Here is a 16,100-nt window from a genome sequence, read left to right as displayed (position 1 = left end):
CTCAGCCCTGATTGGGGCCGCGAATCTGGCGGATTGCGCCGCGAACGGCTTGCCAGTCCTGCGCCTCCTGCTTGTTTCCGGCGGCTTCGCATTCGCGCATTTTCTGCGCGGCTTCGGCCTCGGCCCGATCCCCGTGGGCGGCATAGAGGGCTCGTGCGTATTGAGCGGTCTTGAGTGCGTCCATTCCTGTCATCCTCCATCTCAGATCGGAATGTCTGATGGTTCGCGCCAAACGACTATACTACAGGTTATGGCTCAGGTCATGTCCGGATGATTTCGGCCCGTAACTGGTTCAGATAACAGGGGATTTCACGGGCGGTCATGTCTGCCTCGCGCACCAAACGGTCGAAATGGCGGGTAAACACCTCGATCCGGTCGCGGTCGCGGAAGGCCATATAGTGGCTGCCCGCATAGAATACGCAGAGCAAGGGGCCGAATATCGTGACCGGCGCGGAATAGAGCCGCTTGGCATCAAACAGATAGATACGCAGCCGGGGATAGAGCTGTTCGCAAAGCGCCAGCAGATGGTCGATCTGGTCCAGTCGTGCCTGCAACGGCAGCCCCTCGTAGTAACCGGTCGCCTGCGCAAAGCTCTCCAATTCATAGAGCGGCATTGCGATCTCATAATCCGATTGCGCGCTGCGCATCCATGAAAGGCGATCTTCGGACGCGCCAATCGCCTGATCGGCGGTGCGGCCCAGATGCGGGGCGTATTCCCATTCCAGCACGGCGCGGGTCTTCAGCATGTCGGGCAGGGTGGCGGGGACATAGCGGATTTTGTAGCCTGCGGCCTCCTGATGCCATTCGAAGATACGCTCATCGACCAGGGCTCGGGCGGCTTCGGTCAACGTCAGGGAACTGGCGAGCAGTTCAGCCGCGCTTTCGGGACGGTCAGAGAGGCCCAGCAACCAGTCCACCGAGACACCAAGCGCCGAGGCGCAGCTGCCCACCACATGCGCGTTGGGCAGGCGCGCGCCCGCTCCGGTCAGCAGTTGCGAAATGGTCGAGCGGTCCACGCCGATATCGCGGGCAAGGGCGCTTTGGCTGATATCCCGGTCCTGCATGGCGCGGGCAAGACGTTGGCGAAACTGCGCCGCGCGGTCGCGTTTGTCGATATTATCCGTCATGTGGTGTAAATTATCACAGATGTTGAAAATTGTTAATCATATTCAGAATTCCCGAACCATGGCCCTGTCTGTAACGCTGAAATGACAAAAACAATACATGGGGTCCGGAATGGAGACGCGACGAAGATCGGTCGTGAAGGCTGTGGTGTGGAATGCGATGGGGCTGGCGGTGATGACGCTGGTGGGCCTGATCGCGACGGGATCAGCCGCAGTGGGCGGGGTGCTGGCGCTGGTCAATACGGCGATAGGCCTGACCCTTTACGTTATTTACGAGCGCATCTGGGCCGGTATCGCGTGGGGTCGCAATGGCTGAACCCACGACACCGAAATCGCCTGAATGGGTTACTTTTGGCCTGATCGTGGGATGTTACCTTGTCTGGCTGGGCACCGTGTTCTGGCTGGCGGGCGTAACCTTGTGGCTGGCCGTTCCGGCGATGGGGCTGATCGCGGCGCTGCACTCGTCGCTGACGCATGAGGCGCTGCACGGGCATCCATTCCGGCAAAAGTGGTTGAATGAGGCGCTGATGGCGCTGCCCCTGACGCTGTTCATCCCGTTCAACCGTTTCCGGGACCTGCATCTGGCCCATCATTGTGATGCCAACCTGACTGATCCATATGACGACCCGGAAACCAACTACCTCGACCCGCAGGTCTGGGCCGCGCTGACAGGGTGGCAACGGCGGTTGTACCGGATCAACAACACTCTGCTGGGCCGCATGGTTCTGGGGCCTGCGATCGGGCAGGCGGCGTTTCTGAGGGATGAATGGCGCGGCGCGCGGCGCGGGAATCGGGATATCCTGCTAGCCTGGGCCTTGCATCTGCCCGGAATGGCCGTGGTTCTTTGGATTGTCTCCCTGTCACCAATGCCGGTCTGGGCCTTTGTTTTGTCGGCCTATATCGGGTTGGGGCTGGTCAAGATCCGCACTTTTCTGGAACATCGCGCACATGAAAAGTCCCGTGCGCGAACCGTTATCGTCGAAGACCGTGGCCTGCTGGCTTTTCTGTTTCTGAACAACAATCTGCATGTCGTTCATCACATGAATCCAGCGGCCCCGTGGTACCGTCTGCCCTCGCTCTATCGCGCCGGGAAAGAACGCTATCTGGCCTGCAACGAGGCTTATGTCTACCGCTCTTACGCCGACATCTTCCGGGCTTATTTCTGGCGCGCCAAGGACCCGGTGGCGCATCCGCTCTGGCCAAAGCCCTGATTTGAGGACAGAAGGGAAGCCATGAGCTTATGGATTCCCGTCACCATCGCCGCCGCCACGTTTCAGACCGTGCGGTTCATGCTGCAGAAATCGCTGAGCAGCGTGAAACTGTCGGCTGCAGGTGCAACATTTGCGCGGTTCGCCTATTCCATGCCGCTGGCACTGCTGGGCCTGTTCATCGCGCTGCAAGTGACCGGATTTGAGCTGCCGTCGCTGACGACGCGGTTCTGGGTGTTTGCGGTGATCGGCGGGACATCGCAGATTTTGGCGACAATCTGTGTGGTGGCCCTGTTCAAGCAGCGAAATTTTGCAGTCGGGATCACTTTCAAGAAAACTGAGGTTATTCAGACCGCTATCGTGGGTTACCTCATCCTCGGGGATCAGGTTTCGACCGGCGCGCTGGGGGCCATTCTGCTGGGGCTCATGGCGGTGCTGTTGCTGTCGAAAACCCCCGGTGGCGATGGGGCCTGGTGGCATAATCTGACCAACAAGGCCTCGCGTCTTGGGCTGGGGTCCGGGGTGCTGTTTGCCTTTTCCTCGGTCACTTATCGCGGTGCCTCGCTGGAGCTTGGGGAAATCGACGCGTGGTTCCGGGCGCTGGTGACGCTGGCCGTGGTGGTAAGCTTCCAGTTCGTCAGCATGGGCCTGTGGCTGGTGTGGCGCAACCGGGCCGAGTTGCGGGCGGTGTGGCAGACACGGAGCACTGGTGTCTTTGTCGGGCTCACCAGCCTCAGCGGATCGTTCTGCTGGTTCTTCGCCTTCACGCTGCAAAACGCGGCCTATGTGAAGGCGCTGGGGCAGGTGGAACTGATCCTCAGCCTGTTTGCTTCGCTGCTGTTCTTCCGCGAGAGCATCACCCGGCGCGAGATCGCCGGGATGGCCTTGCTGGGTCTGTCGATACTGGCGCTGGTGCTGGCGATTTAGGACGCGTCAGCGTCCACCAGGGCCGAGGTGCCTGCGCGCCGTTCTTCAAAGCTGAGCGCGATGAAGCTGGGCAGGTGGTCGCCCATACCCACAACCGCCGGGCCGCTGTCTTCGCGACGGCCACGACCACGGCCTCTGGGCTCACGATCCTTCTTGCCTTCGCTTTTCTTGCTTTCGGCGGGTTTGGTTTTCTTTTCGGGCTTGGGCTTTTCAGCCTTCGGTTCTTCCTTGACTGGGTTGTCGAGGCGCGGAATGTCCTTCTGGATCAGCTTTTCGATCGCATCCAGAGCCTTTTCGTCGCGGCCCGAACAGATCGTGACGGCCTTGCCCTCGCGCCCGGCGCGGCCGGTACGGCCGATGCGGTGCACATAGTCCTCGGCATGGCCGGGAACGTCGAAGTTGAACACGTGGCTGACCGACGGGATATCCAGCCCCCGCGCGGCCACGTCCGAGGCCACCAGCAGACGCAAAGATCCATCGCGGAACCCATCCAGCGTTTTCATCCGCTGCGACTGGTCCAGATCGCCATGGATGGCGGCGGCATTGTAGCCGTATTTCTTCAGCGACTTGGCGCAGATATCCACATCGGTCTTGCGGTTGCAGAAGATGATGGCGTTGGTGCACTTGTCGCCTTCGGCGTCGATCAGCGCCCGCAGGACCTTGCGTTTGTTGCTGGCCTCGCGGTCGCGGCGACCGCCTTTGAACATGACCACGCCCTGTTCGATGGTCTCGGATGCGGTGGCCTGACGGGCAACCTCGATCCGTGCCGGGGCGGACAGGAACGTGTCGGTGATGCGTTCGATTTCCGAAGCCATGGTGGCCGAGAAGAACAGCGTCTGACGTGTGAACGGCGTCAGCGAGAAGATGCGTTCGATATCGGGGATAAAGCCCATATCCAGCATCCGGTCGGCTTCGTCCACCACCATGATCTGCACGCCGGTCAGCAGAAGCTTGCCACGCTCGAAATGGTCCAGCAGGCGGCCCGGAGTAGCGATCAGCACGTCGACGCCGCGGTCGATCAGGGCGTCCTGTTCCTTGAAGCTGACGCCGCCGATCAGCAGCGCCTTGGTCAGCTTCACATTTTTGGCGTAGGTGTCGAAGTTTTCCGCCACCTGTGCCGCAAGCTCCCGCGTCGGGCACAGCACCAGCGAACGCGGCATCCGCGCCCGTGCGCGGCCACGGGCCAGCAGGGTGATCATCGGCAGCGTGAAGCTGGCGGTTTTGCCTGTCCCGGTCTGGGCAATGCCCAGAACATCGCGCCCTTCCAGCGCAGGGGGAATCGCGCCTTCCTGGATCGGAGTGGGGGTTTCGTATCCGGCTTCCTCAATGGCTTTGAGGACCTTCGGGTTCAGGTTCAGTTCGCTAAACTTTGTCATGTATGTCCGGTTCATGCGGACACTTGACCTGGCCCGCGCGTCTGAAAAATGCCGGGCCCGGATGGCCATGCGCCCAGTGCGCATAACGGCTGAGGCGGGGCATAACAAAAACGTGGGGCAGGGTCAAATGAAGAGGTCTTAACTTGCCGCTTCTTTGTCGAATGCGCGATTTACCGCAACAATTCAGATGCTTCCGGGGAAGTGTTTCGCCACTTTCTGATCCAGATTCAGCGGCCTGTGCCGGATCAGCTCGTAATCTTCCAGCCGGGTGCGCACATCTTCATCGGCGGCGCTCATCTCATCATAAAAAGCACGCAGCCCGTCGGGGCCATGTTCCGCCTCGATCCAGCTGAGAAGTTCGTGCATGTTCAGCCCGCCGCGTTCGCGGGGCACATTCGGCGACATGCCCGCCTGATAGGACCCGCGATCCATCCGAAAGCGCAGATGCGCCTGCCAGTGATCCCAACTGGGTGCATGGCGGTGACACAGGTCAATCTGCGGCAGTTCCGTTTTTACCGGCAGAAGCACTTTGTTCTGAAACAGGTTGTGAATGCGGTAGTTGAGGTTCTCCATCCCCGTGCGCACGAACAGCTTGCCCTGCGTATGGCTGAGAAACCCGCCCAGAACAAATCCGCCGTAGTTGGGATAGAGGGTTTCGACCAATGCTTCGCGGTTCGGGCCTCTGGGGATATGCGCCTTAAAGAGGTCCTCGTCCCCGGCAATCGCTTCGATCGGGCGCATTCGAACGGCGGGGGGCTCTGCCGGGATCTCCGACAGCAGTTCGGTGATGGGCTTTGCGGGCCACAAAAACTCGTCCACATCGATATGGGCCAGCCAGTCCAGATGGGTGTTGCGATAGACAAACGTCGCGTGGACGGTCTGGCGCAACTGGTGCTTTTCCGGGCGGTTGCGCTTGCGTTTTTCCCAAAAAGCGTCATCGCAGATGCGCACGCGTACCTTGGGATGCTGCCGCAGCGCGCGAAAGGCGCGGCGGTTGGGTTCGTCCAGATAGACATACATCTGGTCCGCGCCCAGATCGAGGTGATGGGCGACGAAGCGCAGGATATCCCGGGCCTCGCCACGGACCATCGAAACGATGCCCCAGGTTGGATGACCTTTGGTCATGGGCGGGCCATCTTTTGCCGATCAGACCATCATTTCTTTGGTCGCGGTCAGGTTCAGTTCGGGGTAATCCCGCACAACCCGGTCGATATCCCACTGCAGCCGCGTCAGATAGACGATGTCGCCATCATGGTCATGGGCGATGTGCTGCTTGTTGGCATTGACGAGTTTCTCAACCTCCGCCTTGTCACCGCTGACCCAGCGGGCCGAGGTGAACTGCGACGCTTCGAACCGCACCGGCAAGCCGTATTCCATCTCAATCCGGCTGGCGAGCACCTCGAATTGCAGCGCGCCGACGACGCCGACGATAAAACCCGATCCGATGGAGGGTTTAAACACCTTGGCGGCACCTTCTTCGGCAAACTGCATCAGCGCCTTTTCCAGATGCTTGGCTTTCAGCGGATCACCTGCGCGCACAGTTTGCAGCAGTTCCGGCGCGAAGGAGGGGATGCCGGTCACGCGCAGCGCCTCGCCCTCGGTCAGCGTGTCGCCGATACGCAACTGGCCGTGGTTGGGGATGCCGATGATGTCGCCCGCCCAGGCTTCTTCAGCCAGTTCGCGGTCGGAGGCGAGGAACAGGACGGGGTTCGAGATCGCCATCGGTTTTTTCGACCGCACATGCGTCAGCTTCATACCGCGCTTGAAGTGCCCCGAGGCCATACGCACAAAGGCCACCCGGTCGCGGTGCTTGGGGTCCATGTTGGCCTGCACCTTGAAGACAAAGCCTGCGACTTTCTTTTCATCCGGCGCGATCTGACGCGGTTGTGCCGATTGCACCTGCGGCTGCGGGCCATAAGCGCCGATGCCTTCCATCAGTTCCTTAACACCGAACGAGTTGATCGCCGAACCGAACCAGATCGGGGTCATGTGCCCTTCAAGCACCGCCTGAGGGTCGAGCGCCGGGAGTAGCTCGCGTGCCATCTCGACCTCTTCCAGCAGTTTCTCGAGCAGATGTTCGGGCACATGCTCGGCCAGCTTGGGGTCGTTCAGACCGTCGATCTGGATGCTTTCGGCCACCTTGTTGCGGTCGGCTCGGTCCATCAGCTCCAGCCGGTCGCGCAGCATGTCATAGCAGCCGATGAAATCGCGACCTACGCCAATCGGCCATGCGGCGGGCGTGACGTCGATGGCCAGCATTTCCTGAATTTCGTCGATGATCTCGAACGTATCGCGGCTTTCGCGGTCCATCTTGTTACAGAAGGTCAGGATCGGCAGATCGCGCAGTCGGCAGACCTCGAACAGTTTCTGCGTCTGACTTTCCACGCCTTTCGCGCCGTCAATCACCATCACTGCCGCGTCCACGGCGGTCAGCGTGCGATAGGTATCTTCCGAGAAATCGCTGTGGCCGGGCGTGTCCACCAGATTGAACCGGAAGTTCCCATAGTCGAACGACATCGCCGAGGCTGAGACCGAGATGCCGCGATCCTTCTCCATCTGCATGAAGTCCGACCGTGTGCGCCGCGCCTCACCCTTGGCGCGCACCTGACCGGCCATCTGGATGGCACCGCCGTACAGCAGGAATTTCTCTGTCAGCGTCGTCTTGCCCGCGTCCGGGTGCGAGATGATGGCGAATGTCCGGCGACGAGCGATCTCGGGCGGCAGGGAGGGTTGGTTCGAGGTATCAAGCATAGAGGCGCGTATAGGCGGGGAATCCTGCCGAGGCAAGACAAAGGGACTGGTTCGAATCGGTCCGCTATGGCAATAAGAACATATAGTGAACAAATAGTGGAGTGGACCAATGAATCTGAAAGAAATCGCAGACGAACTGGTTGCCGGATGTCGAGAGAACCGGGCCAAGGAGAACCTTGAAAAACTCTATGCGCCGGATGCCGTTTCGGTCGAGGGACAGGATTTTGCCGGTATGGGGCGCGAGACGCACGGGGTTGAGGCCATCCGGGGCAAGCATGACTGGTGGGAAAGCGCGCATGAAGTATCGGGCGCGTCAGTCAGTGGGCCGTACCCGCATGGCGAGGATCGCTTTGCCGTGATCTTTGAAGTGCAGGGAAAGGTGAAAGAAACCGGCGAAAGCTTTGATATGAAAGAGGTCGGTGTCTATCACGTAACAGACGGCAAGATCGTTCGGGAAGAGTTCTTCTACTGATCAAACATCCGTTTCTGGTCTTCCCTGTCTTGCCGATGCTAGACAGGCAGAAATGACGGACAGGGAGGACCCGATGGATTTGGGAATACGCGGAAAACGGGCGCTGGTCTGCGCCAGCAGCAAGGGCTTGGGTTTGGGTTGCGCCGAAGCGCTGGCCGCGGCGGGCGTCGATCTGGTGATGAACGCCCGCGGAACTGAAGCGCTTGAGGCCGAAGCCACACGGCTGCGGGCCGAACATGGCGTCGACGTGCAGACGGTGGCGTGCGACGTGACCTCGGTCGAGGGTCAGGAGCAGGTGATTAACGCCGCGCAGGGTGTTGATATCCTTGTGACAAATGCGGGCGGCCCACCTCCGGGCATGTGGCGGGACTGGGAGCGGGATGATTTCATCAAGGCGCTGGATGCCAATATGCTGACGCCGATTGCGTTTATGAAGGCATTGCTGCCGGGAATGATGGATAAGGGCTGGGGCCGTGTGGTGAACATCACCTCGCAATCCGTGCGCGCGCCGATTGCCGTATTGGGTCTGTCGAACGCGGCGCGGACCGGGTTGACCGGCTATGTCGCGGGCACTGCGCGACAGGTTGCGCCAAGCGGGGTGACGATCAACAATCTGTTGCCGGGTATCCATGCCACCGACCGGGCAGATGCGCTGGATGGTGGGGTCTCCGCACAGAAAGGCATCACGATCGATGAGGCGCGGGCTGAACGTGCGGCGACCATTCCGGTGCGCCGCTATGGCCAGCGGCAGGAATTCGGGGCCACCTGCGCGTTTTTGTGTTCGCAACATGCCGGGTTCATCGTCGGGCAGAACATCCTGCTGGATGGCGGCGCCACCAATCTGACGATGTAAGCATGGCGCAGGGGTATTCACTGAAAGACCAGCTATTCAACGCGGAAAAGACACGCTATCTCAGCGGGTTGTTTTCGCAAGCTGAACCGAGCTTCGATGCCCCTGCATTCGAATCGCAGGTGATGTCGCGCCTTCCTGAACTGGAATTGAAAGAGCGGATGGCCTGGATCGCAGACTGCCTGCAACAGGCGGTTCCAGGCGCGCTGCCGCAGGTGGCGCCGGTGATCCTGCGCGCGCTGCCGCCGCCACTTGATCCGGACAAAACAGACGACGATTTCGGTGATTTCATCTTTGCGCCCCTGGGCGACTGGGTGTTCTCGGTCGGGTTGGATCATCCTGATCTGGCTCTGGATGTGTTGGAGGAACTGACCCAGCGGTTTTCGATGGAATGGGCGATCCGTCCATTTCTGAACCGTCACCCGGATCGGGTGATGGAGCGGATGCAGGACTGGTGTGGGCATTCCAGCTATCACGTGCGCAGGCTGGTCAGCGAAGGCACACGGCCAAGACTGCCCTGGGGTGAAGCGGTGGGTCTGGCGCTGACGGACCCGTTGCCTCTGCTGGATCGATTGCACAGTGACCCGACGCGCTATGTCACACGCTCGGTGGCCAATCACCTTAATGACATCACCAAGAAATCGCCCGACCTTGTGCTGGATCGCCTGCAGGATTGGGACAAATCAGGGGCACAAAACGCTAAGGAACTGACGTGGATGACATCTCATGCGTTGCGGGGGCTGGTCAAAGCCGGGCATCCCGAGGCGATGAAAGTGCTGGGGTTCGATCCCGAGGCGCGGATGGATGTCCAGATCACGCTGGACGGTGCGGCCCGCATCGGTGGGGCGCTGGAATTCACAGTTGAGATTGTCGGTGACAGGGACCAGCCTGTGTTGGTTGATTATATCATTCATTTCCAAAGACCTGGCGGAAAAACTTCGGCCAAGGTGCATAAGCTGAAGCAGAGCAAAATCAATGCGGACTCCCTGCGATTGAGCAAGCGTCACAAACTGAAGGCCAACGCGACAACCTTCACGCTGATCCCCGGTGCGCACAGGCTTGAAGTTCAGGTCAACGGCCGTATTCGCGCCGGTGTTGATTTCGATCTGCTGGGCGAATCCAGCTAGATTTCGCTCCGGACACAAACGCTCTCTCACGGTTTCGTCAGAACAGGGGGTGGCGGATTGCGCCGCACTGCGGGTTGCACTAGCTGCAATCGAAACAGTCGCGGAAGGAAAGCTCGGATGAAGCATGAAGCTGTGCAGAATTACTATGGTGAGGTCCTGCAGGGCAGCGCCGATCTTCAGACCAATGCCTGCTGTACGCCGGATGACATGCCGGATCATGTGAAGAAGATTCTGTCGAAAATTCATGATGATGTGCTGACACGTTACTATGGCTGCGGGTTGATTGCGCCGCTGGATCTTGAAGGCATGTCGATCCTGGATCTGGGCTGCGGTGCGGGCCGTGACGTCTATGCCTTGTCCGCAATGGTGGGGGAAACGGGCCGCGTGGTGGGGGTGGATATGACGCCCGAGCAGTTGGACGTTGCCCGTGCACATCAGGATTATCACGCCAAGGCCTTTGGCCATGCAGCCAGCAATGTGGAATTCCACCACGGTTATATCGAAAAGCTGGATGAGCTGGACCTTGAGCCGGGTTCGTTCGATATCATCGTCTCGAACTGCGTGATCAATCTGGCCACCGACAAAGCTGCGGTTCTGCGCGGTGCGCATCGGCTGCTGAAAGAAGGCGGCGAGATGTATTTCTCGGACGTCTATGCCGACCGTCGCGTGCCAAAGGCGATGGCCGAGGATGAGGTGCTGTATGGCGAATGCCTGTCCGGCGCGCTGTATTGGAATGACTTCCTGTCGATGTCGCGCGATGCCGGGTTTGGCGACCCGCGCCGGGTTACGCACCGTCCGCTGACCATCGAGAATCCACTGCTGGAACAACGTGTTGCGCCGCTGAGCTTCATCTCGGCCACTTATCGTCTGTTCAAGCTTCCGGCGCTGGAACCGGCCTGTGAGGATTATGGTCAGGCGGTGATCTACAGGGGGACCATCCCGCATGCACCGCATGAATTTGCGCTGGACGATCACCATTTCATTGAAACCGGCAAGGTCTTTCCTGTCTGCGGCAATACATGGATGATGCTGCAGGACACCCGGTTTGCCCGGCATTTCCAGTTCATCGGTGATTTCAAGACCCATTACGGCATCTTCGAAGGCTGCGGCGGCGACAGCCCGTTTGTGGTTCAGGGCGAAGCAGCGTCCACCGGGTGCTGCTGATCACTTGCGCCTGAGGGGCGGGGTTGTTATCCCCGCCTAAGCCCGATGGATTTGATCGGGATAAGGCTACGGGGTCCATCGGTGACAGTGAATACAGCTCCTCCGCGACTGGAGATCCGCAATATGGTGGCGCGCTTTGGCGGGCGGACCGTTGTGGACGATGTCTCGCTGACCGTGCAGGCGGGGCAGGTGACCTGCCTTCTGGGGCCGTCGGGTTGCGGCAAGTCGACAACGCTGCGGATGATCGCAGGGGTCGAGATGCAGACCTCGGGTGAGATTTTCGTGGATGGCAAGCTGATCTGCGACACGGTGTTCCGGGTGCCACCCGAGCGGCGCGAGATTGGCTTGATGTTTCAGGACTTTGCTCTGTTTCCGCATCTGAGCGTTGCCGACAATGTGGGCTTTGGCCTGAAGGGCAGCAAGGACGAGAAACGCGTCCGGGTTGAAGAACTGCTGACCAAGGTCGATCTGATGCGCTTCATCGACGGCTTCCCCCATCAGCTGTCGGGCGGTGAGCAGCAGCGGGTGGCCCTGGCGCGGGCCCTGGCGCCGCGTCCGCGCATCATGCTGATGGACGAGCCGTTCTCGGGCCTCGACAACCGTCTGCGCGATGGCATTCGGGATGAGACGCTGGCGATCCTCAAGGAAGAAGATGCCGCCGTACTGCTGGTTACGCATGAGCCGGAAGAGGCGATGCGGATGGCCGATGAAATCGCGCTGATGCGGCGCGGCAAGATCGTGCAACAGGGTGCGCCCTATAACGTCTATACCCGTCCCGCAGACAAGGCGGCGGTGGCATTTTTCAGCGATATCAACGTATTGCAGTCCGAGGTTAACGGAGCACTGGCGCAAACGCCCTTTGGCCGGTTTCTGGCGCCGGGCGTGCCGGATGGCACCGCAGTTGAGATCGTGTTCCGGCCCCAGCACGTGAAGTTGGATTTCGACCGCAACGGCAAAGGCCCGGTGCCAACGCCCACCGATGGCGTCGCCGCGCGGGGCGTGGTCGAACGGGCGCGGTTTCTGGGCAATGAAAGCCTTGTCGAGTTTCGCATGGATCATGACGGATCGATCCTCAAGGCGACAGTTCCGAATGTCTTTGTGCCGAAAGAGGGCCGGGTCATGTGGCTGACCATTCGCCGCGACAGGTGCTTTGTATTCCCGACCTGAGGCCTTTGGACAACGATTTCCCCTCAAGTGGTGCTGGAATGCCGCAGATTGAGCACGCCCGTCGCTTGCCGCAGCCCGGGGGCGGGTCTATCAAGGGCGAAACGCAGGGGTGGAACGGGCATGCGCATTCTTCTGACCAACGATGACGGCATCAACGCGCCGGGCCTGATCGTGCTGGAGGCGATTGCCGCAGAACTGGCCGGACCGGACGGAGAGGTCTGGATCGTGGCCCCGGCCTTTGAGCAATCGGGCGTCGGGCATTGCATCAGCTACACCCATCCGATGATGCTTGCCAAACTGGGTGAGCGCCGGTTCGCGGCCGAGGGCTCTCCGGCGGATTGCGTGTTGGCGGGGCTTCATGATGTGATGAAAGACGCGCCTCCCGATCTGGTGTTGTCGGGGGTGAACCGGGGCAACAACTCGGCTGAAAATACCCTGTATTCGGGAACCATCGGCGGGGCGATGGAGGCTGCGTTGCAAGGCGTTCCCGCCATCGCACTGTCGCAGTATTTTGGGCCACGCAATCTGGGTCTGGATGATCCGTTTGAAAGCGCGGGGCGCTTTGGTGCCGATTTGGTGCGTCGCATTCTTGAGGCCACGCCGAAAGAGCAGGGCGATTACCGGCTGTTTTACAATGTAAACTTCCCGCCGGTTCCGGCGGATGAGGTTCTGGGCACCCGTGTCGCCCCGCAGGGCTTTCGCCGCGACACCCATTTTTCGGTCGAGCCGCACAGCTCGCCCTCGGGGCGGCGGTTCCTGTGGATCAAGGGCGGGTATCAGCACAATCCGACCGCGCCGGGCACCGATGCGGCGGTGAATCTGGGCGGGTATATCTCGGTCACGCCGATGCGGGCCGATCTGACGGCGCATGATGCGCTTGAGGCGTTGAAGGTCATCGAATGACGGGACCAAGCGCGGAGACCATCATGCAGTTCCTGTTTGCCCTGCGTTCGCGCGGGGTGACGGATGCGCGTGTGCTGGCGGCGATGGAGCAGGTGGACCGGGGGCAGTTCGTCAAAGGCCTGTTTGCCGAGCGGGCCTATGAAGATACGCCGCTGCCGATTGCCTGCGGGCAGACGATCAGCCAGCCTTCGGTCGTGGGGCTGATGACGCAGGCGTTGAAGGTAAGCCCTCGGGATACGGTTCTGGAGGTGGGGACCGGGTCGGGTTATCAGGCGGCCATCCTGTCCAAGCTGGCGCGCCGCGTCTACACGGTCGAGCGGCACAAGCGGTTGGTGCGCGAAACCGGGCAGTTGTTCCGTGAGCTGGGCCTGACCAACGTGACCGCGATGTTGTCGGACGGATCGTTTGGCCTGTCCGAGCAGGCGCCGTTTGATCGTATCATTGTAACCGCAGCCGCTGAGGACCCGCCCGGGCCGCTCTTGGCGCAGTTGAAAATCGGCGGTATCATGGTGTTGCCGGTGGGACAGTCGGATGCGGTTCAGACCCTGATCCGGGTGACCCGCACCGAAACCGGACTGGACTATGACGAACTCTTGCCCGTTCGTTTCGTACCCCTGCTGGAGGGGCTGGGAAAAGACGGAGTTTAAAGGTATATTCAGAATTATGCGCTGGAACCCCGAATAACAGGGGCAGGTGTTGAGGACAGTAAAATGAGAGCAGTTTCTAAATCAGCAATGCGTCGCTGTGCGACGGGTGTGGCTGCCCTGGCTATTCTGGCCGGGTGCGAGGGGCCATATGACTATGACCTGCGCGGCAATGTCGGCGGGTTTTCGACCGCCGATGCGGCGCTGGCCGCGACCACCAATCGGCCCACGCCGGATGCGCGTGGTGTGATCAGCTATCCCAACTATCAGGTTGCCGTTGCGCGCCGGGGCGACACGGTGGGCGATGTCGCCAGCCGCATTGGCATGCCGGTCACTGAACTGGCCCGGTTCAACGGGTTGCAACCCAATGACTCGCTGCGTGAGGGTGAGGTTCTGGCCTTGCCGCGCTCGGTCGGTGGTACCAGCAATGTCGATATTGCCTCGATCGCCGGAACCGCGATTGACGAAGCGCCGCAGTCGGATACGGTTCAGACCACATCTCTGAACCCGGCGCCGGCCGCACCGGCCCCTGCGCCTGCCGGACCCGAGCCGATCCGGCACAAGGTCAAGCGTGGCGAGACTGCGTATACCATCGCGCGTCTCTATCAAGTGTCGGTGGAATCGCTGGCCGAATGGAACGGGCTGGGATCTGATTTCGCAGTGCGTGAAGATCAGTACCTGCTGATCCCGGTCAAGGATCAGTCCGCACCGCGCGCCGCTGCTCCGGCGGCGACGGCGACGGCTGTAACGCAGCCGGGCCAGGGGTCTCCGACGCCGACACCGCCAAGTGCGACGCAACCCTTGCCGGATGAAAAGGTCGCCGCAGCCGCGCCTGCACCGGACGTCACTGCCGAGGCACCCACGAATTCGGGATCTTCGGCCCTGGCTGCACCGGTCGGCGGGACGATCATTCGGACCTATGACAAGGGCAAGAACGAGGGCATTGATATCGCAGCCTCTCCGGGAACCGCGGTGCAGGCCGCGGAGGCCGGGACTGTGGCTGCTATCACCGCGGATGCGGATCAGGTGCCGATCATTGTGGTCAAGCACAACAATGACCTGCTGACGGTCTATGCCAATGTCGACAACATCACCGTCAAGAAGGGTGATCGGGTCCGGCGGGGGCAGAAGATCGCCGCCCTGCGCGGGGGCGACAATGCCTATGTGCATTTTGAGGTGCGTCAGGGGTTCGAGTCGGTCGATCCCGAGCCCTATCTGAAGTGACCGGAATGGCCCTTTCCGGGCCATGCCTCCGGCGGGGATATTTTGGGCCAGATGAAGGGCGGATCACCCGTGAGGGTCGTAGTCGCTGAGCCGTTTGCCGGGTTCGTCGGTGAAAAGCTCGGGCAGGGCGGCGACGGTTTCGATCAAGTCGATGCGAAAGACGCGGAAGCCGTTGCGCAGCTCGCACCACGCGGTGAGGGTCCAGACGCGGCCCCAATATTCCATGTGTAGCGGGCGGATGGTGCGGTCGGTCAGGGTGCCGTCGATGCGGCGGTAGCTGAGGTGCAATTTCTGTCGCGATTTGATGGCGGCGCGGATCGGGGCCATATGGGCCAGCCCGCGCGCGGCATCGGCAAAGGGGTAGACGGCGAATTTCCAGCTATCTGCCTCGGCGATGACCTGAGTTGGCAGGACGGCATCAATCTTTTCGGCCAGCGACTCGGCGGCGGATTTGAGATCGGGGTCGGCGGCTTCGGCCACGATGGCCATGCCGAGGTTTAGCGCTTCGAGTTCTGCCGGTGTCAGGTTCAGCGGGGGCAGGGTGATCTGCTCGCGCACCATGTAACCTACGCCGCGTTCGCCCTCGACCGGGACGCCCGAGGCAACCAGCGTATCCATATCGCGATAGATCGTGCGGACCGACACTTCGAGCCGGTCCGCGATATCCTGCGCGCGGTGCAGTTTGCCGTCGCGCAGGATCTGGATGATGTCGAACAGGCGGTCAGTGCGGCGCATCTGACACTGCCTTGCCCGGTCTTAGGCGGTCATGTTCCATAGCACATTCTCGTGGCGCATCTGGACGCTGTCTGGGTTGATCACGGCCATCATCGCGGCGGCGCAATCCTGCTGCATGAAGGCAGCCGCAGCGTCCTGTGCGGATTTCATGTCTGTCCAGACGACATAATCGGTCCAGCGACCGTCATCGCCCTGGCTCAGTTGTCGGTGGGCAAAGCCGGGGGCGGCGCGGACGAAAGCCTCGGAGGCCTGGCTGAGTTTCACATACTCCTCAGGCGTGGTGCCGTCGGTGAGGGTAAAGGTGACGATTTCTGCGACATGGGTCATGTGGTTCTCCGTTGACCTGGTTTCGATATCGTCTTTCTAGGGCTTTCCAACTGACATAAACCTGTCAGTTGGAAATAGCCAGCCCGCAAAAAATGCGCGAT

18 protein-coding genes are annotated in these 16,100 nt (G+C 60.8%); 11 read left to right on the top strand and 7 right to left on the bottom strand.

The genetic code is table 11. The annotated features are described in order from the left end of the window. Nucleotide 1 precedes the first annotated feature (1 nt). The gene (locus ACR3E4_RS17600) at nucleotides 2-184 is read right to left on the bottom strand and encodes a hypothetical protein (protein WP_480532040.1); all 183 of its coding nucleotides are present in this window, start codon (nucleotides 182-184) and stop codon (nucleotides 2-4) included. A 76-nt stretch (nucleotides 185-260) separates the two neighbouring features. Next, nucleotides 261-1,127, bottom strand: a complete 867-nt coding sequence (locus ACR3E4_RS17595; RefSeq protein WP_480532042.1) for a helix-turn-helix domain-containing protein — start codon at nucleotides 1,125-1,127, stop codon at nucleotides 261-263. 109 nt (nucleotides 1,128-1,236) lie between these two features. Here ACR3E4_RS17595 and ACR3E4_RS17590 point away from each other — a divergent pair, with 109 nt between their 5' ends. From ACR3E4_RS17590 to ACR3E4_RS17580, 3 genes are read left to right on the top strand one after another with little or no spacing between them, the layout of a single operon-like run. Beyond that, the gene (locus ACR3E4_RS17590; RefSeq protein ID WP_480532044.1) at nucleotides 1,237-1,440 is read left to right on the top strand and encodes a DUF2061 domain-containing protein; all 204 of its coding nucleotides are present in this window, start codon (nucleotides 1,237-1,239) and stop codon (nucleotides 1,438-1,440) included. Continuing rightward, the gene (locus ACR3E4_RS17585) at nucleotides 1,433-2,335 is read left to right on the top strand and encodes a fatty acid desaturase (RefSeq protein WP_480532046.1); all 903 of its coding nucleotides are present in this window, start codon (nucleotides 1,433-1,435) and stop codon (nucleotides 2,333-2,335) included. The genes ACR3E4_RS17590 and ACR3E4_RS17585 overlap by 8 nt, the downstream gene beginning before the upstream one ends. A gap of 21 nt (nucleotides 2,336-2,356) precedes the next feature. Next, entirely contained in the window at nucleotides 2,357-3,259 is a 903-nt protein-coding gene (locus ACR3E4_RS17580) for an EamA/RhaT family transporter (protein WP_480532048.1), read from the top strand. On the opposite strand, the gene ACR3E4_RS17575 is transcribed toward ACR3E4_RS17580, so the two are convergent. The 3 genes from ACR3E4_RS17575 to ACR3E4_RS17565 form a co-directional block, all read right to left on the bottom strand. After that, complete coding sequence (locus tag ACR3E4_RS17575) at nucleotides 3,256-4,635, bottom strand: DEAD/DEAH box helicase (protein ID WP_480532050.1); 1,380 nt, start codon at nucleotides 4,633-4,635, stop codon at nucleotides 3,256-3,258. The genes ACR3E4_RS17580 and ACR3E4_RS17575 overlap by 4 nt on opposite strands. 183 nt (nucleotides 4,636-4,818) lie before the next feature. Continuing rightward, nucleotides 4,819-5,760, bottom strand: coding sequence for a glycosyltransferase family 2 protein (locus ACR3E4_RS17570; protein ID WP_480532052.1), 942 nt, complete (start codon nucleotides 5,758-5,760; stop codon nucleotides 4,819-4,821). A gap of 21 nt (nucleotides 5,761-5,781) precedes the next feature. After that, nucleotides 5,782-7,386, bottom strand: a complete 1,605-nt coding sequence (locus ACR3E4_RS17565; RefSeq protein WP_480532054.1) for a peptide chain release factor 3 — start codon at nucleotides 7,384-7,386, stop codon at nucleotides 5,782-5,784. A gap of 109 nt (nucleotides 7,387-7,495) precedes the next feature. On the opposite strand from ACR3E4_RS17565, the gene ACR3E4_RS17560 reads away from it, so the two are divergent. The 8 genes from ACR3E4_RS17560 (at nucleotide 7,496) to ACR3E4_RS17525 (ending at nucleotide 14,937) form a co-directional block, all read left to right on the top strand. Then, nucleotides 7,496-7,858 (top strand): SnoaL-like domain-containing protein, encoded by a 363-nt coding sequence (locus ACR3E4_RS17560; protein ID WP_480532056.1) that lies wholly within the window; start codon nucleotides 7,496-7,498, stop codon nucleotides 7,856-7,858. A gap of 73 nt (nucleotides 7,859-7,931) precedes the next feature. Then, complete coding sequence (locus ACR3E4_RS17555; RefSeq protein WP_480532058.1) at nucleotides 7,932-8,711, top strand: SDR family oxidoreductase; 780 nt, start codon at nucleotides 7,932-7,934, stop codon at nucleotides 8,709-8,711. A gap of 2 nt (nucleotides 8,712-8,713) precedes the next feature. Beyond that, nucleotides 8,714-9,835, top strand: coding sequence for a DNA alkylation repair protein (locus tag ACR3E4_RS17550; protein WP_480532060.1), 1,122 nt, complete (start codon nucleotides 8,714-8,716; stop codon nucleotides 9,833-9,835). Between the two features lie 117 nt (nucleotides 9,836-9,952). Continuing rightward, nucleotides 9,953-10,999 (top strand): methyltransferase domain-containing protein, encoded by a 1,047-nt coding sequence (locus tag ACR3E4_RS17545; RefSeq protein ID WP_480532062.1) that lies wholly within the window; start codon nucleotides 9,953-9,955, stop codon nucleotides 10,997-10,999. Nucleotides 11,000-11,122: 123 nt separating this feature from the next. Then, nucleotides 11,123-12,166 (top strand): ABC transporter ATP-binding protein, encoded by a 1,044-nt coding sequence (locus ACR3E4_RS17540; RefSeq protein WP_480532355.1) that lies wholly within the window; start codon nucleotides 11,123-11,125, stop codon nucleotides 12,164-12,166. 120 nt (nucleotides 12,167-12,286) lie between these two features. Next, nucleotides 12,287-13,069 carry a 5'/3'-nucleotidase SurE gene (surE, locus tag ACR3E4_RS17535; RefSeq protein ID WP_480532064.1) on the top strand — a complete coding sequence of 261 codons (783 nt, stop codon included), beginning with the start codon at nucleotides 12,287-12,289 and terminating at the stop codon, nucleotides 13,067-13,069. Next, on the top strand, nucleotides 13,066-13,716 hold the full coding sequence (locus tag ACR3E4_RS17530; protein WP_480532066.1) for a protein-L-isoaspartate(D-aspartate) O-methyltransferase: 651 nt from the start codon (nucleotides 13,066-13,068) through the stop codon (nucleotides 13,714-13,716). The genes surE and ACR3E4_RS17530 overlap by 4 nt, the downstream gene beginning before the upstream one ends. 63 nt (nucleotides 13,717-13,779) lie before the next feature. After that, the gene (locus ACR3E4_RS17525; RefSeq protein ID WP_480532068.1) at nucleotides 13,780-14,937 is read left to right on the top strand and encodes a LysM peptidoglycan-binding domain-containing protein; all 1,158 of its coding nucleotides are present in this window, start codon (nucleotides 13,780-13,782) and stop codon (nucleotides 14,935-14,937) included. A gap of 63 nt (nucleotides 14,938-15,000) precedes the next feature. Here ACR3E4_RS17525 and ACR3E4_RS17520 read toward each other — a convergent pair whose 3' ends face one another. Then, nucleotides 15,001-15,672, bottom strand: coding sequence for a helix-turn-helix transcriptional regulator (locus tag ACR3E4_RS17520; RefSeq protein ID WP_480532070.1), 672 nt, complete (start codon nucleotides 15,670-15,672; stop codon nucleotides 15,001-15,003). A 21-nt stretch (nucleotides 15,673-15,693) separates the two neighbouring features. After that, entirely contained in the window at nucleotides 15,694-15,999 is a 306-nt protein-coding gene (locus tag ACR3E4_RS17515; protein WP_480532072.1) for a hypothetical protein, read from the bottom strand. Nucleotides 16,000-16,100 lie beyond the last annotated feature (101 nt).

This window comes from Ruegeria sp. AP11, assembly GCF_056535865.1.
This window is presented reverse-complemented; position numbering and strand designations above follow the sequence as displayed.